The 19,138-nt window shown below is 67.8% G+C and carries 15 protein-coding genes, 1 tRNA gene and 1 pseudogene; 6 read left to right on the plus strand and 11 right to left on the minus strand.

The genetic code is table 11. From position 1 onward, the window contains the following. Positions 1-100: 100 nt before the first annotated feature. Positions 101-3,877 (minus strand): methionine synthase, encoded by a 3,777-nt coding sequence (gene metH / locus A5695_RS12130; RefSeq protein WP_068081660.1) that lies wholly within the window; start codon positions 3,875-3,877, stop codon positions 101-103. Between the two features lie 366 nt (positions 3,878-4,243). Between metH and A5695_RS12135 the strand changes: the two genes are divergently transcribed. Then, positions 4,244-5,134: a PAC2 family protein gene (locus A5695_RS12135; protein ID WP_067274400.1), complete on the plus strand. Its 891-nt coding sequence runs from the start codon at positions 4,244-4,246 to the stop codon at positions 5,132-5,134. Between the two features lie 152 nt (positions 5,135-5,286). On the opposite strand, the gene A5695_RS12140 is transcribed toward A5695_RS12135, so the two are convergent. The 7 genes from A5695_RS12140 to A5695_RS12170 form a co-directional block, all read right to left on the minus strand. Then, positions 5,287-6,168, minus strand: coding sequence for an SDR family oxidoreductase (locus tag A5695_RS12140; RefSeq protein WP_068081699.1), 882 nt, complete (start codon positions 6,166-6,168; stop codon positions 5,287-5,289). 19 nt (positions 6,169-6,187) lie between these two features. Then, positions 6,188-7,423 carry a cysteine--1-D-myo-inosityl 2-amino-2-deoxy-alpha-D-glucopyranoside ligase gene (mshC, locus tag A5695_RS12145; RefSeq protein ID WP_068081663.1) on the minus strand — a complete coding sequence of 412 codons (1,236 nt, stop codon included), beginning with the start codon at positions 7,421-7,423 and terminating at the stop codon, positions 6,188-6,190. A 24-nt stretch (positions 7,424-7,447) separates the two neighbouring features. Beyond that, positions 7,448-8,248 (minus strand): 3'(2'),5'-bisphosphate nucleotidase CysQ, encoded by an 801-nt coding sequence (locus tag A5695_RS12150; protein ID WP_068081666.1) that lies wholly within the window; start codon positions 8,246-8,248, stop codon positions 7,448-7,450. A 55-nt stretch (positions 8,249-8,303) separates the two neighbouring features. Further along, the gene (locus tag A5695_RS12155; RefSeq protein ID WP_068081669.1) at positions 8,304-9,119 is read right to left on the minus strand and encodes an SCO1664 family protein; all 816 of its coding nucleotides are present in this window, start codon (positions 9,117-9,119) and stop codon (positions 8,304-8,306) included. After that, positions 9,103-9,690, minus strand: coding sequence for a DUF3090 domain-containing protein (locus A5695_RS12160; RefSeq protein WP_068081672.1), 588 nt, complete (start codon positions 9,688-9,690; stop codon positions 9,103-9,105). Before A5695_RS12160 ends, A5695_RS12155 begins: the two co-directional genes overlap by 17 nt. 73 nt (positions 9,691-9,763) lie before the next feature. Continuing rightward, a complete protein-coding gene (locus A5695_RS12165; RefSeq protein WP_068081675.1) occupies positions 9,764-10,516 on the minus strand; it encodes a histidine phosphatase family protein in 753 nt (250 codons plus the stop codon). Between the two features lie 73 nt (positions 10,517-10,589). Next, entirely contained in the window at positions 10,590-10,892 is a 303-nt protein-coding gene (locus tag A5695_RS12170) for a hypothetical protein (RefSeq protein ID WP_068081678.1), read from the minus strand. A 110-nt stretch (positions 10,893-11,002) separates the two neighbouring features. On the opposite strand from A5695_RS12170, the gene A5695_RS12175 reads away from it, so the two are divergent. The 3 genes and pseudogenes from A5695_RS12175 to A5695_RS12185 all read left to right on the plus strand — a co-directional run. Next, entirely contained in the window at positions 11,003-12,070 is a 1,068-nt protein-coding gene (locus tag A5695_RS12175; protein ID WP_068081681.1) for a hypothetical protein, read from the plus strand. Then, positions 12,067-12,321, plus strand: coding sequence for a DUF5703 family protein (locus A5695_RS12180; protein WP_068081684.1), 255 nt, complete (start codon positions 12,067-12,069; stop codon positions 12,319-12,321). Before A5695_RS12175 ends, A5695_RS12180 begins: the two co-directional genes overlap by 4 nt. Before the next feature lie 26 nt (positions 12,322-12,347). Beyond that, positions 12,348-13,416: pseudogene (locus A5695_RS12185) on the plus strand (quinone-dependent dihydroorotate dehydrogenase); the annotation flags it as partial. A 10-nt stretch (positions 13,417-13,426) separates the two neighbouring features. On the opposite strand, the gene A5695_RS12190 reads toward A5695_RS12185, so the two are convergent. The 3 genes from A5695_RS12190 to A5695_RS12200 are packed head-to-tail and all read right to left on the minus strand — an operon-like array spanning position 13,427 to position 16,782. Beyond that, positions 13,427-14,812, minus strand: a complete 1,386-nt coding sequence (locus A5695_RS12190) for an HNH endonuclease signature motif containing protein (RefSeq protein WP_068081687.1) — start codon at positions 14,810-14,812, stop codon at positions 13,427-13,429. 50 nt (positions 14,813-14,862) lie between these two features. Continuing rightward, positions 14,863-15,393: a YbhB/YbcL family Raf kinase inhibitor-like protein gene (locus A5695_RS12195; RefSeq protein ID WP_068081690.1), complete on the minus strand. Its 531-nt coding sequence runs from the start codon at positions 15,391-15,393 to the stop codon at positions 14,863-14,865. 24 nt (positions 15,394-15,417) lie between these two features. Beyond that, positions 15,418-16,782 (minus strand): M20/M25/M40 family metallo-hydrolase, encoded by a 1,365-nt coding sequence (locus A5695_RS12200; protein ID WP_068081693.1) that lies wholly within the window; start codon positions 16,780-16,782, stop codon positions 15,418-15,420. 98 nt (positions 16,783-16,880) lie between these two features. On the opposite strand from A5695_RS12200, the gene A5695_RS12205 reads away from it, so the two are divergent. Next, positions 16,881-16,966: transfer RNA gene (locus A5695_RS12205), tRNA-Leu, on the plus strand. A 345-nt stretch (positions 16,967-17,311) separates the two neighbouring features. After that, positions 17,312-18,967, plus strand: a complete 1,656-nt coding sequence (locus A5695_RS12210) for a PfaD family polyunsaturated fatty acid/polyketide biosynthesis protein (RefSeq protein ID WP_156749600.1) — start codon at positions 17,312-17,314, stop codon at positions 18,965-18,967. The last annotated feature ends 171 nt before the right edge of the window (positions 18,968-19,138 follow it).

Here is a 19,138-nt window from a genome sequence, read left to right on the forward strand (position 1 = left end):
TGGTACATGGACGGCGGCAGCGTGCAAGCGCACATCCCGCTGTCCGCGTTGGCGGCCGTGCTGCGCATTTAGGGCTGCCCACGGCTCCGCGAGCAGCGGCTCAGTCCTCCGGGTTGTAGCCGAGGTTGGGGGCGAGCCAGCGCTCCGCGTCCTGCAACGTCCAGCCCTTGCGCTTCGCGTAATCGGCGACCTGGTCCTGACCCAATCGGCCGACCACGAAGTACTGCGACTGCGGGTGCGAGAAATACCAGCCGCTGACGGCCGCACCGGGCCACATCGCCATCGACTCGGTCAGCTCGATGCCGGTCCGCTCCTTGACGTCCATCAACTTCCAGAGCGTCACCTTCTCGGTGTGCTCCGGGCAGGCGGGGTAACCGGGCGCCGGGCGAATTCCCCTGTACTTCTCATCGATGAGCGCCCCGTTGTCCAGCTGCTCGTCGGGCTCAAATCCCCAGAACTCCTTGCGAACCCGTTGGTGCATCCGTTCAGCGAACGCCTCCGCCAGCCGATCGGCGACCGACTCCAGCAGGATCGCGCTGTAGTCGTCGAGGGCCGCCTTGAACTCCGCGATCTTCTCCTGACTTCCGAGCCCCGCGGTGACGGCGAACGCGCCGATGTAGTCGGCCAACCCGGTGTCCTTGGGCGCGATGAAGTCGCCCAGCGACCGGTTGGGAATGCCGTCGCGGTGCTCGCCCTGCTGGCGCAGATTGTGCAACGTGGTCAGCACTTCGGTGCGGGTGTCGTCGGTGTAGACCTCGATGTCTTCGAAACCCGGGCCGACCGCATTCGCCGGAAAGAAGCCGATCACCCCGTTGGCGGTTAGCCACTTCTCCTTGATCAGGGTGTCGAGCATCTGTTGGGCATCGTCGTACAGCTTGCGGGCGGCCTCGCCCGAGGCCGGGTTGTTGAGGATGTCGGGGAAGCGGCCCTTCATCTCCCAGGCGTTGAAGAACGGCTGCCAGTCGATGTACTCCCGGAGCTCAGCCAGGTCGTAGTCATGAAATTCCCGCACGCCGAGGCCTTGGGCGGGCACCGGCGGCATGTAGCCGTCCCATTCGATCGGTGTCCGGTTGGCGCGGGCCGTCTGAAGGGTCAGCATCGGCCGCTCATTCTTCTGCGCGTGCCGTTCCCGCAGCGATGCGTAGTCCTTCTCGGTCGCCTCCAGCAGGGCCGGGCGCTGCTTTTCGTCGAGGAGCGCAGCGGCGACCGGCACCGAGCGGGACGCGTCCTTGACCCAGACCACCGGACCGCTGCGCCGCGGCGATATCTTCACGGCCGTGTGGGCGCGCGAGGTGGTCGCGCCGCCGATCAGCAGCGGGATCTGCAGCCCCTCGCGTTCCATCTCGACGGCGAAGTTGGCCATCTCGTCCAGCGACGGGGTGATCAGCCCGGACAGCCCGATGATGTCGGCGTCGTGCTCCTTGGCCGCGTCCAGGATCTTTTGGGCGGGCACCATCACACCGAGGTCGATCACTTCAAAGTTGTTGCACTGCAAGACGACCCCGACGATATTCTTGCCGATGTCGTGGACGTCGCCCTTCACGGTCGCCATCACGATCGTGCCGTTGGTGTCCTTCGATGCGGCCGTGCCGTTCTGCTCTTTCTCCGCCTCGATGAACGGCAGCAGGTAGGCGACGGCCTTCTTCATCACCCGGGCGGACTTCACGACCTGAGGCAAAAACATCTTGCCCGAGCCGAACAGGTCGCCGACGACGTTCATGCCGTCCATCAGCGGGCCCTCGATCACCTCGATCGGGCGGCCACCCGCGGCGTCGATCTCGGCTCGCAACTCCTCGGTGTCGGCGTCGACGTGGGCGTCGATGCCCTTGACCAGGGCGTGCGTGATCCGCTCGCGGACCGGGAGACTGCGCCATTCGGCTGCCGCCGGGTCCTCCGACTTCTCGGAGCGGTTGAACCGCTCGGCGATCTCCAGCAGCCTTTCGGCCGCGTCCTCGCGACGGTTCAGGACGACGTCCTCGATGCGGTCCCGCAGTTCGGGGTCGATCGAGTCATAGGGCACCAGCGCACCCGCGTTGACGATCCCCATGTCCAGACCGGCCTTGATGGCGTGGAACAGGAAGACCGAGTGGATCGCCTCGCGGACCGGGTTGTTGCCCCGGAAGGAGAACGACACGTTCGAGATACCGCCCGAGATGTGCACTCCCGGAAGGTTTTCCTTGATCCAGGCGCATGCCTCGATGAAGTCGATCCCGTAGGTCGCGTGCTCCTCGATACCTGTCGCCAGCGCGAAGCAGTTCGGGTCGAAGATGATGTCCTCGGGCGGGAAACCGACCTCCTCGGTCAGGATCCGGTAGGCGCGCCCGCAGATCTCCTTACGCCGCTCCAGGTTGTCGGCCTGACCCTGCTCGTCGAAGGCCATCACTACGACGGCGGCGCCGTACTTGCGGCACAGCCGGGCCTCGCGGATGAACTTCTCCTCGCCCTCCTTCATGGAGATCGAGTTGACGATCGGCTTGCCCTGCACGTTCTTCAGGCCCGCCTCGATGACCTCCCACTTGGAGGAGTCGATCATCACCGGGACGCGGCTGATGTCCGGCTCGGCGGCGATCAGCTTGGTGAACCGGTCCATCGCGGCGACACCGTCGATCATGCCCTCGTCCATGTTGATGTCGATGACCTGCGCACCGACCTCGACTTGCTGGAGGGCGACCGACAGCGCCGTGTCGTAGTCCTCGGCCTTGATCAGGTTGCGGAACCGGGCGGAGCCGGTGATGTTGGTGCGCTCACCGATGTTCACGAACAGGGAGTCGTCGGTGATGTTGAGCGGCTCCAGGCCCGAGAGCCGGGTGGCCACCGGGATCTCCGGCACCTCGCGCGGCTTTTTGCCCTCGACGACCTTGGCGATTTCGGCGATGTGCGGCGGCGCGGTTCCGCAGCAGCCGCCGACCAGGTTGACCAGGCCGGCCTCGGCGAAGTCGGCGATGTAGCCGGCCTGACGCTCCGGGGTTTCGTCGTACTCGCCGAAGGCGTTGGGCAGCCCCGCATTCGGGTAACACGAGACGAAGGTGTCCGCGATCCGCGCCATCTCGGCGATGTAGGGCCTCATCTCGGGCGCGCCCAGGGCGCAGTTGAGGCCGACGGCGAGCGGCTTGGCGTGCCGGATCGAATTCCAGAAGGCCTCGGTGACCTGACCGGAAAGTGTCCGCCCGGACGCGTCGGTGATGGTGCCCGAGATGATGACCGGCCAGCGCCGCCCGCGCTCCTCGAACAGGGTCTCGACGGCGAACACCGCCGCCTTGGCGTTCAGCGAGTCGAAGATCGTTTCGACGATGAGCAGGTCGGCACCGCCGTCGACCAGGCCGTTGGCGGCTTCGAGGTAGGCGGCGACCAGCTGGTCGTAGGAGACGTTGCGGGCTCCGGGGTCGTTGACGTCCGGCGAGATCGACGCGGTGCGCGTGGTCGGGCCGATGGCGCCCGCGACATAGCGGGGCTTCTCCGGAGTGCTGTATTCGTCGGCGGCCGCCCGCGCCAGGGCGGCGCCGGCGTAGTTCAGCTCGTAGGCCAGGTCGGCCATGCCGTAGTCGGAGAGCGAGATCGCGTTCGCGTTGAACGTGTTGGTTTCCAGGATGTCGGCACCGGCATCGAGGTACTCGCGATGGATGCCCTCGATGATCTGCGGCTGCGTCAGGTTGAGCAGGTCGTTGTTGCCCTGCAGAGCGGTCGGCCACTCGGTGAAACGGTCGCCGCGATAGCCGGCCTCGTCCGGCCGGTCGCGCTGGATCGCCGTGCCCATCGCACCGTCGATCACCACGATCCGCTCACGGAGAGCGGCCGTCAGTTCTTCGGTGCAGTCGGGACGGATGTTTGGCACGAAGGTCTCTGACGCGAGGGCGTTCTTGGGGACGTTCACGTGCATTCCTTCCGTAGCGGAAGGCGTCCTTGACTCTGCCGAGCGTGGCGGATACCGGGGGGACCGGTGATCCGTTGCAACGCCTCTCGACCAAAAAAGTCTACGTCGTCCCCCGACGACGTCTGGACGCCCAACTCATCGCCGCGATCGACAGCCCGCGAATCCTGTCTGCGACGTGGTAGTTACCAAGGTTAACCAGTGTGAAGCCGAGCGTATTTCGCCCCGACCGCGTCGACGCCCGGTGCTGATGTCGTCAAGGGTCAGGTCGGCACGCACCCCACAAGGATAGTCGTCCTATGGAATGCCTCCGGTGGTTGACAGGTCCTGCCAGGCAACCCCGAACATCGGCCGCGAAGGCCGTACGCTGATTCTGTGACCCCATCCGATGGCCCACCGTTTGGGAAAGCCGCACTGCCCGAACTGCACGACACCATCGTCGTGGCGGCATTCGAGGGCTGGAACGACGCCGGCGACGCGGCCAGTGACGCCCTCGAGCATCTCGAGGCGATTTGGGAAGCCGACCCGATCCTGGAGATCGACGACGAGGCGTATTACGACTACCAGGTGAATCGGCCCGTCATTCGGCAGGTGGACGGGGTCACCCGGGAGCTGGTCTGGCCGGCCATGCGGATCTCGCACTGCCGGCCGCCGGGCAGCGACCGCGACGTCGTGTTGATGCATGGCGTCGAGCCCAACATGCGCTGGCGCACCTTCTGCGCCGAACTGGTCGCGATCGCCGACAAGCTCAACGTGGACACGGTCGTCATCCTCGGCGCCCTGCTGGCCGACACGCCGCACACCCGGCCGGTCCCGGTCTCGGGCGCCGCCTACTCCCCCGAATCGGCCAAACGCTTCGGCCTCGAGGAGAGCCGCTACGAGGGGCCCACCGGCATCGCCGGGGTGTTCCAGGACGCCTGCGTCGCCGCCGGGATCCCCGCCGTGACGTTCTGGGCTGCGGTGCCGCACTATGTGTCGCAGCCGCCCAACCCGAAGGCGACGGTGGCGCTGCTGCGCCGCGTCGAGGACGTGCTCGACATCGAGGTGCCGCTGGCCGACCTGCCGACCGACGCCGAGGAGTGGGAGCAGGCCATCACCGAGATGGCCGCCGAGGACGAGGACCTGGCCGAGTACGTGCAGTCACTGGAACAGCGCGGGGACGCCGAGGTCGACATGAACGAGGCCCTGGGCAAGATCGACGGCGATGCGCTGGCCGCGGAGTTCGAGCGCTACCTGCGCCGACGGCGGCCCGGCTTCGGCCGCTAGCGGTCTTCGCAAACTCGGCCGTGGCGATCGCAAGCGTGGCGCGGCCGCGCGAAGCGGGTCGCCACACTCAGCGCTGGGGGCACCTCCCGCTTGCGGGGGACCGAGTGCTGGGGGTACCGCCCGCTTGCGGGAGACGGGTCGTCGCCATCGACCTAGGCCTTCTTGCCCAGTCCCTGGTTGTAGGCGCTGGTGGAGCGCCCGAGCGCGACCACCTGCGCGTCCAGTTGGGGCAACAGCTCCGCGGTGGGCTTGTGCATGGGCAGCTCCCCGGCCGGGGTGGACAGCACCGGCTTGATCCAGCGGAACGCCGCCACCCAGCGCGGGCAATAGATCCGGTTCCGGCGAGCCTCGATGCCCTTGACGAACGCGTCCGCGCATTTGTCGACGGTGGTGGTCTTGTTCAGCGGCCACGGGAAGCTGCTGAGCAGCTTGCCGAAGGCCGGCAGGTCGGCCTCGGTGTCACGGACCAGGGCGGTGTCGATCCACGACATGTGTGACGAACCGACGCTGACGCCGCGGTGCGCGACCTCGAGGCGCAGCGCGTTGGCGAAGATCTCGACGGCGGCCTTGGACGCGTTGTAGGGGGCCAGGCCCGGACACGCCGCGTAGGCCGCCAGCGACGAGACGATAAGCACGTAGCCGCGGCGCTCGATCACCGCGGGCAACGTGGCGCGCACGGTGTTGAACACACCGAGGACGTTGATGTCCATCACCCGCTTGAACGCCTCTGGGTCGACCTGCAACACCGACCCGTAGCTGGCGATGCCGGCGTTGGCGACCACGACGTCGATACCACCGAAGCGCTCGACCGCCTGGGCGGCGACGGTCTGCATGGCCGGCAGGTCGCGGACGTCGGCGACCGCGGTCAGCACGCGGTCGTCGCCGATTTCGGCGGCCAGCGTGGCCAGCTCGGCGTCGTTGAGGTCGGTGAGCACGAGTTTGGCGCCCTTGCTGCCCAGCCGGCGGGCGACCTCGGAGCCGATTCCCCGGGCCCCGCCGGTGATCAAAACGACTTTGTCCTGCAGCGACGTCATGGCCGACAACGTACCGCGTTCACAACTCGACACCGAGCAGCGCATCGATCGCGGTTGCTACCAGCCGTGGGGCGTCGGCATCGTGGCCGCCGTATTCGAGCGCGTCGGTTGTCCAACCGTCAAGCGCGGCAAGAGCTTTGGGCGTGTTCAAGTCGTCGGCCAGGTATTGGCGCACCCGCGCGATCACGTCGGCGGCGTCAGGTCCCGCAGGCAACCCCGTCGCGGTGCGCCAGCGCCCCAGCCGGGCGGTGGCCTCGTCGAGCACCTGCTGGCTCCAGAACCGGTCCGCGCGGTAGTGCCCGGACAGCAGGCCCAGCCGGATGGCCGCCGGCTCGATGCCTTGGGTGCGCAGCGTCGACACCAGCACCAGGTTGCCCCGGCTCTTGGACATCTTGTGCCCGTCCCAGCCGATCATGCCGGCGTGCACGTAGTGGCGGGCGAATCGCCGCTCGCCCCTTACGCATTCGGCATGCGCGGCGGTGAATTCGTGATGCGGGAAGATCAGGTCGCTGCCGCCGCCCTGGATGTCCAGGCCGCTGCCGATGCGGCTGAGCGCGATCGCCGCACACTCGACATGCCAGCCGGGCCGCCCGGCGCCGAACGGCGACGGCCAACTCGGCTCCCCCGGCCGGGCCGCCCGCCAGAGCAGCGCGTCCAGCTCGTCGGTCTTGCCGGGCCGGTCCGGGTCGCCACCGCGTTCCCCGAACAGCCGGAGCATGGTGTCGCGATCATAGCCGGACTCGTAGCCGAACTGCGGCGTGGCATCCGCGCGGTAGTAGACGTCCGGGAACTCGCCGTCGACGAAGTATGCCGCGCCCGACGCCAGCATCTTCTCGACGAGCTCGACCACCTCGGGGATCGCCTGCGTCGCCGCAACGTAGTCACGCGGCGGCAGGACCCGCAGCGCGGCCATGTCCTCACGAAAGCGAGCGACCTCACGATCGCCCAGCTCGCGCCAGTCCACACCGTCGCGCTCCGCGCGCTCGAACAGCGGATCGTCGACGTCGGTGACGTTCTGCACGTAATGCACGGCATGGCCCAGGTCCAGCCACTGCCGGTAGACGAGGTCGAAGGTGAGGTAGGTGGCGGCGTGACCCAGGTGGGTGGAGTCATAGGGGGTGATGCCGCAGACGTACATCGTCGCCGTCGATCCGGGGGCCACCGGCCGCACCTGTCGATCGGAGGTGTCGAACAGCCGGAGCTCCGGGCCACGTCCCGGCAACACCGGAACCGGTGGAGAGTCCCACGACTGCATGACAACGACTCTAAACGCGGGAAGTCAGCGCCACGCGTCGCGGATGGCGGCGAGCAGGATCGGTGCCACCTCCGCGCGACACATCACGAAGTCGGGCAGGTACGGATCGAGCTGGTTGTAGCGCATCGGCGAGCCGTCCAGCCGAGACGCGTGCATGCCGGCGGCCATCACCACCCCGGCGGGCGCCGCGTTGTCCCATTCCCACTGGCCGCCGGCGTGCAGGTAGGCGTCGACGTCACCGTCGATGATGGCCATTGCCTTGGCGCCCGCCGAACCGATCGCCACCGGCTGGATGGCCAACGACTGTCGCATGCGGTGCAGTACGAAGGGCGGGCGGGTGGCGCTGACGGCGATGCGGAACGTATGGGGTATGCCCACGCGCGCGGCGTCGGCGGTGACGGTGTCGGTGCGGTACACCGTGTTCCCGCGGGCCGGCAACGACACGGCGGCGTCGGTGATTTCCCGCTGGCCGTCGGTGGAGTGGCCGGTGGGGCGCTGCCACAGCGCGATGTGCACCGCCCAGTCGTCGCGGCCCGGCGTGGAGAATTCGCGGGTGCCGTCCAGGGGGTCGATGATCCACACCCGGTCGTGCTGGAGACGGACCAGGTCGTCGTAGGCCTCCTCGCTGAGCACCGCATCGTCGGGGCGCTCGGCGCGTAGCCGCCGCAGGATCAGCTCGTTGGCCAGGCTGTCCCCGGCGTCACCCAACGCCCACGGATAACCGAAGCCGATCTCATCGCGAACCTTCAGCAGCAACTCCCCCGCGTCCGCGGCGAGTTCGGCAGCCAGTGCGGCGTCGGTCAGCTCCTCCGGGCCCTGGCTCACCGGTTCAGTATCGCCGACGCCCGGGCGCGGCTCAGTGGCTGGCTCAGTGGCTGGATCAGAAGGCCGGCCACGGAATGGGCCGGTGCCGGTTTGGGCCGGGCATCACCGGATCGTCGAGCAGCGCGAGCGCGCGCCTGCGCAGCGCCGCGATCTCCGCCCGCGTGATGTGCTCGGCCAGTTCGTCGCAGAGCGGGCCACCCAGGGCCTCGGTGAGCTGGGTGACGGCCTCCAGCATGTTCTGGTCGATCGGCTTATTCGCCCAGCCCCACAGAACCGTGCGCAACTTGTTCTCGACATGCAGCGACACGCCGTGGTCGACACCGTAGACGTGTCCCTCGACGTCGCGCAGGACGTGGCCGCCCTTGCGGTCGGCGTTGTTGATCAGCACGTCGAACACCGCCATGCGCCGCAACCGGATGTCGTCGGCGTGCATCAACACGACCTCGTCGCCGGCGTAGTCGTAGGCCCGCAGCACCGGCAGGTAACCCGGTTCCGGTTTGTTGGCGGGAAACAGGTCGACCAGGTCGGGGCCGGGACTCGGGTCGGAGTCGGCCGTGTCACCCGGTTGGTCCACCCACAGCTGCAACATGCCCGGTCCGGCTGGCCCGTGACGAATCACCGTGTAGGGCACGATGTTCCACCCCAGCTGCGTCGACACCAGGTAGGCCGAGAGTTCGCGGCCGGCCAGGGTTCCGTCGGGGAAATCCCACAGCGGCGCCTCACCGGAGATCGGCTTGTAGACGCAGTGCACGGTCGATTCGCCGAGCGTGGCCTCGCACAAGAACGTGGCGTTGCTGGCTGAGCGGATGCGCCCGAGGACCGTCAGCTCGCCGTTCCGGAGCACCTCACGGTCGTCAGGCCTCAAGTTCATCGTCAGGCCCGAGCAGCGCGCTGCGCCTATAGCCGTTGGCGCGCGCGCAGATATGGCCCTCCGGATCCAACGGTTCGTCGCACAGCGGGCACGGCGGACGGCCCGCTGAAATGACGCGATTGGAGCGGGTCGCGAACTGCCGCGCCGACTCCGGCGTCAAGAACACGCGCACCGCGTCGGGCCCCTCCTCGGTGTCGTCGAGCACCACCGACGCGTCGAATTCGGTGTCGGTGACTGCCAACAACTCGACCACCACGGTCTGGGCTTCGGAATCCCAGCCCAGGCCCATGGTTCCGACGCGGAACTCGGCGTCCACGGGCGTGACGAGCGGGTTCAGATCCTCGACCTCGGCGGGCTCCGGCGGGACCGGCGTGCCGAACCTGCGGTTCACCTCGAGCAGCAGCGCACCGATGCGTTCGGCCAGCACCGCAACCTGCTGCTTCTCCAAAACCACCGATACCACCCGGGAATCGTGCACCGCCTGGATGTAGAACGTTCGGTTTCCGGGCTGCCCGACGGTCCCGGCCACGAAGCGGTCGGGTGTGCGGAAGACGTGGATTGCGCGGGCCATGGCACCTCCAAAATACCGGCTGTTGCCTTCGCCGTGCGATTCGATTGCCCCGCTCCGCTTGTTTTGAGCGGAATTAATCAGTTGAGCCGCCGACCACCGCGTCGCTGGAGGGCACGGCCAGCGGGGACTCGCCGTCGGTCTTGGCCGTCTCCCTGTCCCGCGCCTCGTCCTTGGGCGGTGGTCCGGCCCGCAGCGCCGCAGCCAACTTCGCACCGGTGTGGTTGACGTGCAACACAAACGGGCGCAATTCGGTGTACCGGATCACGTTCACCGACGCCGGGTCGGCGATGACCCGCTGAAACGCATCCAGGTGCATGCCGTAGGCGTCGGCGACGACCGCCTTGATGACATCACCGTGAGTGCAGGCCACCCACAGGGCATCGGCGCCGTTGTCTCCCCCGTATTCCCGGGCGAGCCGCCGATCGTGTTCGCGGATGGCGGACACGGCGCGCGCCTGCACCTGCGCCAGCCCCTCGCCGCCCGGGAACACCGCTGCGCTCGGGTGGGCCTGCACGACCCGCCACAGCGGCTCGCCGGCCAGCTCGGCGATTTTGCGCCCGGTCCAGTCCCCGTAGTCCACCTCGGCCAGCCGGTCGTCGATCAACGGCTCGAGGCACAGCGCTTCGGCGAGCGGCTCCAGGGTGCGCCGGCAGCGCAGCAATGGCGAACTGATCAGCGCGCGGATGGGCAGGTCACCGATCCGGTCGATCAGCCCGGCTGCCTGGTCCCGGCCCTTGTCGTCGAGGTCGACGCCCTCGGAGCGGCCGGCCAGGATCCCGGCGGTGTTCGAGCTGGATCGGCCGTGCCGCAACAGGATGACCGTCATGCAGCGGTGTCCAACGGCCGACGGGCGGGGGCAACCACGACCACGACCGTACCCGGTGCGAAGGCGCTACTGACTAGTGCGATACCGGCACCGCATGCGCCACGGAGTCGCGCACGGCGGCGACCAGGCTGCGTTCGTCGGTGAGGTCGATGTCGACCAGGCTGCGGACCGCCGTGGCGACCACCTCTTCGGCCTGCGGAACTGGCCCGGCGAGGCGCGGTCGGTAAATTTCGACGACGAGCGAGCGGTGCTCGATGCGGAACGAAAAACTGCGCCCATCACCGACTTGCCCATACCCGCTGGCGAAGATTCCTGTCGATATATCTTCGACAGCAAACTCTTTCTCCGCGATCTGCCGGTCGACGATGACGGCCATGAGCCGACGATACCTCGCCCGCGGGACTTGATGTGCGCGACATCGCCATATTGGATGCGAAAGCGTTCCTTAGACTCGGAAGTCCACCGTCGTTACCCGAGGGAAAATAATTGCTGTCACGGCACATTCGTCATCGATTAGCAGCTCAGCGCCGTCTATATGCCGTCGCGCTTTTGCTGGCAGCAATCGCGGGTTGTTCGTCCAACAGATTCAACTCCGCGCCGCCCACCATCGAAGCGGCCGCGCCCGCCGTGTCTCCGCCGCCGTCCCAGCGTCCGGCCGGCGAGGTGCGCCCGCTGGTGGCCGCGGCGACCGCGGCGATCTTCGACGGCGGCACGCACCAGCTGGCGGTGCTGGCGACCGGCGCCGCCGCGGCGGGGCCAGGGACCGTCACCGTCTTCGGCGACCCCAAGGCCGCGCCGCGCGTCATCGCCCTGCCCGGACCGGCGACCGCATTGACCGCAGACGGCCACGGAACGCTCTTCCTGGCCGACCGGGGCGGCTATTTCGTGGTCGACCTGGCGACCGGCCGCGTGACCCAGGTGAACATCGCCGACGCCCAGCAGGCCGACTTCACCGCGATCGCCCTGCGCGCCGACGGCAAGTTGATGCTCGGCAGTGCCGACGGAACCGTCTACACCCTCGCCTCGCCTACCCCCGGGGCCGTCGCCACCGCGACCGTCGACACCCGCAACAAGATCTTTGCACGAGTCGATTCGCTTGCCACGCAAGGGAATACGACGGCGGTCCTGGACCGGGGACAGACCTCGGTGACGACGATCGGCGCCGACGGTAAGGCCCAGCAGGCGCTGCGGGCCGGACAAGGCGCGACCACCATGACCGCGGACCCGATGGGCCGGGTCCTGGTCGCCGACACCCGCGGCGGCCAGCTGCTGGTGTACGGCGTGGACCCGCTGATCTTGCGGCAGGCATATCCGGTGCCTGAGGCGCCCTACGGCCTGGTCGGTTCCCGCGCGTTGAGCTGGGTAACCCAGACAGCTTCCAATATGGTGGTTGGTTACGATCTGTCCACCGGAATTCCCGTCGAAAAGGTGCGTTACCCAACCGTGCAGCAACCGAACTCACTGGCCTTCGACGACGCGTCGGACACCTTGTACGTGGTGTCGGGGTCCGGTGCGGGGGTGCAGGTGATCGAACACGCGGCGGGCACGCGTTGACCGCGTCGCGCAGCAGTCGGCTGCCCGCGGGCTGGGACACCGAGCTGTCCGATGAATACGAGTGGGTGCCGCTGCGCCTGCCGCCGGAGGTCACCCGACTCAGCGCGTCGACCCGGCTGTCCATCGAGGCCGAATATCGCGGGTGGGAGCTGACCCGGGTCCGGCTTTACACCGACGGCAGCAGACGAGTGTTGTTGCGCCGCAAGAAGTCTCGGCTCGACACCCGGCGTCCGGACCAGCCGGAACTGTGACGGCCCCGCAAACCCGCGACGGCTTTCTGTACGGCCTGGTGCGGCGCCTGTTCTTCCTGGTCTCGCCCGAGCGTATCCACACGCTGGTTTTCGCGGTGCTGCGCGGCGGGACCGCCCTGGGCCCGGCGCGGCGGCTGCTGCACCGGCTGCTCGGCCCCAGGGATCCGGTGCTGGCGAGCACGGTGTTCGGGGTGCGGTTCCCTGCGCCGCTAGGGCTGGCCGCCGGCTTCGACAAGGACGGCACCGGGTTGCTGACCTGGGGGGCGCTCGGCTTCGGCTACGCAGAGGTTGGCACCGTCACCGCGAGCCCGCAGCCCGGCAACCCGGCCCCGCGCATGTTCCGGCTGCCCGCCGACCGCGCGCTGCTGAACCGGATGGGGTTCAACAACCTCGGCGCCGGGGCGCTGGCGGTCCAGCTCGCGCGGCACCAACCCGACATCCCGATCGGGGTGAACATCGGTAAGACGAAAACCACCCCCGCCGCCCACGCCGTCGACGACTACCGGGCCAGCGCCCGCCTGGTCGGGCCGCTGGCGTCGTATCTGGTGGTGAACGTCAGCTCGCCGAACACGCCCGGCCTGCGCGACCTGCAGGCTGTCGAGTCGCTGCGACCCATCCTGTCGGCCGTGCTCGCCGAAACGTCGAAGCCGGTACTGGTCAAGATCGCGCCCGATCTCACCGATGGCGACCTCGACGACATTGCCGACCTGGCCGTCGAACTGGGGCTGGCCGGCATCGTCGCCACCAACACGACCGTCTCACGCGACGGCCTGCGGACGCCGGGGGTCGACGCGCTGGGGCCCGGCGGCATTTCCGGGCCGCCGGTGGCGCGCCGGGCGGTCGAGGTGCTGCGCCGGCTCCACGGCCGGGTCGGCGACCGCCTGGTGCTGATCAGCGTCGGCGGCATCGAGACGGCCGACGACGCGTGGGAGCGCATCACCGCGGGCGCATCGCTGCTGCAGGGCTATACCGGGTTCATCTACGGAGGAGGCTTGTGGCCCAAGCGCATTCATGACGGCATCGCCCGCCGCCTGCACGACGGCGGGTTCGCCTCGCTCGGCGATGCCGTCGGGTCGGCGGCGCCGAAGGCCGGCGACGCGGCCAGTTAAGCCGCCCCTTCTTCTTCGTCGTCTTCGTCCTCTGCGCGTTCCCGGGCCAGGATCTTTTCCGGGTGGTGGAAGTTGTTGACGCGGGGCTGTCCGCGGTCAAGGTGCGGCGGCGGGATCCATTGGGTGTCGCCGTTGGCACGTCTTCGGGTGGTCCAGCCCTTCTCGAGGAGCCGGTGGTGGGGTCCGCAGGCCAGGGTGAGTTGGTCGATGTCGGTGCGATGGGTGCTGGCCCAGTCGTCGACGTGGTGGACTTCGCAGTAGTAGCCCGGCACATCACAACCGGGATGCGAACAGCCGCGGTCCTTGGCGTACAGGACAATTCGCTGGCCGGGTGAGGCCAGGCGCTTGCCGTGATAGAGCGCCACCGCCTCGCCCTTGTCGAAGACCGCCAAGTAATGATGGGCGTGGCGGGCCAGGCGGATCACGTCGGACATCGGCAAGATGGTGCCCCCGCCGGTCAGGCCCTTACCGGCGGCGGCTTCCAGGTCGGCGAGCGTGGTCGTCACGACGATGGAGGCCGGCAATCCGTTGTGCCGGCCCAGCTCCCCGCTGGCCAGCATCGCGCGCAGCGCGGCGTTGAGGCCATCATGGTTGCGCTGGGCGGCGGTGCGGGTGTCGCGCTGCACCGCCTCCTCCGTCGGGGCGCCATCGATCACCGGCGCCTCGTCGTCCGGGTTGCACATCCCCGGAGCGGCCAACTTGGCCAACACCGCCTCCCAGCTGGCGCGCGCCTCGGGCGTCAACCACCCGCTCAACCTCGACATGCCATCGGCCTGCTGGGTGCCCAGCACCAGGCCGCGGGCCCGCGCCCGGTCCGCATCGGTGTAGTCGCCGTCGGGGTTGAGGCAGTCCATCAGGTGCCGGGCGAGCTTGGCCAGTTGGTCGGGGCGATAGTGAGCGGCCTCGGAAGCCAGGTGTTTCTCGGCGTGCTCACGCGTTTCGACGTCGACCGCTTCCGGCAGCTGGTGGAAAAATCGTCGGATCAACGCCACGTGGTCGGGCCCGATGGCCCCGTCGCGCTGAGCCGCAGCAGTGGCGGGCAGCATCGGCGCCAACGGCTCACCGGAGAGCGCCCGACGCGGGCCCAGCTCGGCGGCCTCGGCGACGCGCCGGCTGGCCTCCCCCCGCGTGATGTGTAGCCGGTCGGCCAGCGCCCAGCTCAGCTTGCCGCCCAGCTCGGCCGAATCAGCCTGCTCGGCAACCTGATTGATCAGTTGATGAGCCGGTGCCTGCAACCGTCGTGTCTCGCGCTCAAGTATCTCGAGCAACCGCAACCGCTCCGGGTTGGTGAGCGCTTCGTACGAGTGCCCCTGGAATCGGGAGACGACGGCGCGCAACGCGTCGACGTCCTCCTGGACTTCCTCACGATCACTCGAATGCATGTTCGAATCATATGCCCGCCCACCGACAAGAAAACGCCTGCGGGCCCCGCCTACTTCTGTTCGTAAACGCCGTGGATAACTGCGCGGGCGATCGCGTGCTGGAACAGGTTGAAGCCGAGATAGGCGGGGCTGGCGTCCTCGCCGAGGTCCAGCTTGTCGACATCCACGGCGTGCACCGCGATGTAATAGCGGTGCGGCCCGTGCCCCGGGGGCGGCGCGGCGCCGATGTAGCGGCGCATCCCGGCATCATTGACCAGCGTCAGCGCGTCCCCGGGCAGCCCGCTGCCATCACCGGCACCCGCGGGCAGTTCGGTGACGTCGGCCGGCAGGTTCGCCACGGCCCAGTGCCAGAACCCCGAGGCCGTCGGCGCATCGGGGTCGTAGACGGTGACCGCGAAGCTGCGGGTCTCCCCCGGAAATCCGGACCAGCTCAGCTGCGGGCTGACGTCTTCTCCGCCCGCGCCCATGATGCCGCTGACTTGCGGCTGAGCGAGCGACTGGCCGTCGGTCACAGACTCCGACGTGAGGGTGAACGTCGGCAACTTCGGCAGCGCGGCGTACGGGTCGGGCGCGGTGCTCATGGCGAATCCTTTCGTTAGTGTCGGTCAGCAGTGGGTCAGGAAGTGAGCCAGCACCTCGGTGCCGAACCTCAGCGCATCCACGGGTACCCGCTCGTCGACACCATGGAACAACGCGGTGAAGTCGAGGTCCGGCGGCAACCGCAACGGGCTGAAGCCAAAACAGCGAATACCCAAGCGTGCGAAGGCTTTTGCATCGGTGCCGCCGGAAAGCATGTAGGGCACCGTCCGGGCATCGGGATCCAGGGCCAACACGGCGGCGTTCATGGCGTCCACCAGGTCACCGTCGAAACTCGTCTCGTACGACGAGAAGTCCTTGATCCACTCGCGCGTCACGTCCGGTCCGAGTAGCTCATCGACCTCGGCCTCGAACGCGGCCTTGCGGCCCGGAAGGATCCGGCAGTCGATCACCGCTTCCGCCACCGCCGGGACGACGTTGGCCTTGTACCCGGCCTTGAGCATGGTTGGGTTGGCGGTGTCCTGCAGCACGGCCTTGAGCATGCGGGCCATGGGGCCGAGCTTTTCGACCGCCCCCGCCAGGTCACCCGACTCGACGTCGAAAGCCAGGCCGCTCTCCTCCTCGACGGCGGCCAGGAACTGCGCGACGGTGTCGGTGAGCACAATCGGGAACTGGTGGCGGCCTAGCCGGGCGACCGCGGCGGCGACGGCGGTGACGGCGTTCTGGTCATGCACCATGGATCCGTGTCCGGCTGGACCGCGGGCGGTCAGCCGCATCCACGACAGGCCCTTCTCTGCCGTCTCGATCAGATAGAGCCGGCGTTCGCCCCCATCGCGGCGCGGCACGGTGAGTGAGAACCCACCCACCTCGCCGATCGCCTCGGTCACGCCCGCGAACAGGTCGGGCTGATTATCGACCAGCCACTGGGCCCCGTAGCTGCCACCGTGTTCCTCGTCGGCCACGAATGCGAATACCAGATCGCGTGGCGGCACGATCCCGGCCTGCTTCAACCGCCGGGCCACCACGATCATCATGCCGACCATGTCCTTCATGTCGACCGCGCCGCGGCCCCAGACGAAGCCGTCCTTGATCGCGCCGGAGAACGGGTGCACGCTCCACTCGGCCGGCTCGGCAGGCACCACGTCGAGATGCCCGTGGATCAGCAGGGCGCCGCGCGAACTGTCCGCACCCGCGAGTCGGGCGATCACATTGCCGCGTCCTGGCGCGCCGGACTCTACGTATTGCGGCGAGTAGCCCACCTGCGCGAGCTGCTCGGCGACCCACTGCGCGCACTCGGCCTCGCCCCGCGTCGTCTCCGGTTCGCCGGTGTTGGTGGTGTCGAACCGGATCAACCTGCTGACGACCTCGACCACGTCGTCACTCGGGTTGGTCGGGAACTCGGGTTGGTCGGTCACAACCACCTTTCCTACCATTGCGGGGGCCGCTCGGCGCAGCGCTGCGCGGGCCGGCTGGGTTGGGTGCGCGTGCGACAATCCGATAGCCTTAGCTGCCAACCTGTGCGGTTGGTCTTGTCCGAGTGGCGGAATGGCAGACGCGCTAGCTTGAGGTGCTAGTGCCCTACTAATGGGCGTGGGGGTTCAAGTCCCCCCTCGGACACGCGTGTGAGCCGAATGGAATGAATGTTCGCATTCATTCCTGAGGCGACTGAGTGTGTTGAGCGGCGAGGCCGCGATCACACATCCGGCGACACGACTCAGGTCGGCCGTCACCTTGATTTGTCGTAGCTGCGGATCGTAGTGAACGCGGGGTCCACGATGACGATTTGTGCCGGGCAATTATCAGCCACCTTCTCGGTAAGATCTCCGGATGAGGCCAGAAGAGACCTTTAGCTCGATATCCGCATGACGGTGGTTGACGAGGAACTCGTGCAGATTTCTTCAGTTAAGGCGTCCAGCCACCTGGGCACTACGCGTCGATATCGGTTATGGGGGGAATTGGCAGGTGAATGAGCAACCGGCCGCCGCCGTAGAGCTTCCCACCGAGGCAAGGGTAAGCCCGGCTCTGGGTGGCTGGCGTCCGAAGGCCGCGCCCGCTGCATTTGCCCCAGACGACATCGCCCACATCCTTCAATACGTGCGCCACCCGGTTCACGTGGTCCGCGAGGAGGCCACCGGGCAGCTAGGCCTTGCCATGGGGGGTGAATTGGTAAGCGCCGGCGCGGCCGAGGTGTCCCTGGTGGGCACGCTGCCCCCGATGTACCCGGAGTGGTTGGGCGATCGTCAGTTCAGCGAGGCGCATGGGATTCGTTTTCCCTATGTCGCCGGAGCCATGGCAAACGGTATCGCCACACCAGCGCTGGTGGTGACGATGGCCGAAGCCGGCATGCTGGGCTTCTTCGGCGCGGCCGGCCTCTCGTACGCCAACGTGGAACGGGGACTGGCCGAGATCGAGGCGAGGCTGGCAGGCAGAACCGGACTTGCATGGGGCGCGAATCTGATCCACTCGCCCAACGAAGTCTCACTCGAGTCGCGTGTCGCCGAGCTATTCATCGCTCGTGACGTCCGCATCGTCGAGGCATCGGCGTTCATGAAACTCACCCCTGCTGTCGTGCATTACGCCCTATCGGGCCTGACGACCGATCCGGCTGGCGCCATCATCCGCAAGAACCACGTAATGGCGAAGGTCTCCCGCCCCGAGATTGCGCGCATGTTCATGGAACCCGCCCCGGCAGCGTTGGTCTCGGCACTCGAGGCGTCCGGCAAGCTGACCGCGCGGGAAGCTGAGCTTTCCCGGCACGTGCCGGTGGCAGAGGACGTCACGGTCGAGGCCGACAGCGGCGGACACACCGACAACCGTCCGCTACCGGCACTCTTCTCCGAAATCGTGTTGCTGCGCGACAAGCTGAAGCAGCAGCACGGCCGGAACTATCGCGTGCGCGTGGGCGCTGCCGGCGGCCTGAGTACGCCGCAGTCTCTTGCGGGCGCGTTCGCGATGGGGGCTGCCTACGTGCTGACCGGCTCGATCAACCAGGCATGTGTCGAGTCAGCGTTGTCTCCCCGCGCGCGCGGGATGCTCGCCAAGGCCAAAGCGACGGACGTGATGATGGCACCCGCCGCGGACATGTTCGAGATGGGCGTCAAGCTGCAGGTACTCAAGCACGGATCGATGTTCGGCCCGCGCGCGAGGAAGCTCTACGAGTGGTATGCCGGCAGCCCAAACCTGGGCGCGGTCGTGAACGAACACGGCGCGGAGCTGGAGAAGATCCTTGGCAAACGCGTCGACGAAGTCTGGGCCGAAACGCATCAGTACTGGGGAGAGCGCGACCCCGCTGTACTCGAACTCGCGACCCGGGATCCGAAGTATCAGATGGCGCTGGTGTTCCGCTGGTACCTCGGCAAATCAAGCAGGTGGGCGATCGACGGCGACCCCGATCGCGTCCTGGACTACCAGATCTGGTGCGGTCCATCCATGGGAGCCTTCAACAGCTGGGTCGCAGGCAGCTATCTGGAGCATTGCGAGCACCGCAACGTCGACCAAGTGGCGCTTAATCTGCTCGAAGGTGCCGCCCAAATCACCCGGGCCCAGCAGGCCCGCGCATGCGGAGTGCCCGTCCCAGCGCGTGCATTCCATTACAGTCCTCGCAGGCTGTTCCTGTAGCGTTCCGAGTCCGGGTCAAAACGCGGCCCGAGTTGAGCTCCTCCTCAGTTGGCTCACGGCGTCGGGCGCGGTGGGGCCTACCGAGACGCGGAATTGCCGGCGCTGACCATCGTCAGTACAGAAGGGCTGCTCTGCCGACGCCTTGTCGGGGCGCTCTGCTCAGCACCGGGG

It is taken from the genome of Mycobacterium sp. E1747 (assembly GCF_001667775.1).
In the GTDB taxonomy this organism is placed as follows: Bacteria; Actinomycetota; Actinomycetes; order Mycobacteriales; family Mycobacteriaceae; genus Mycobacterium.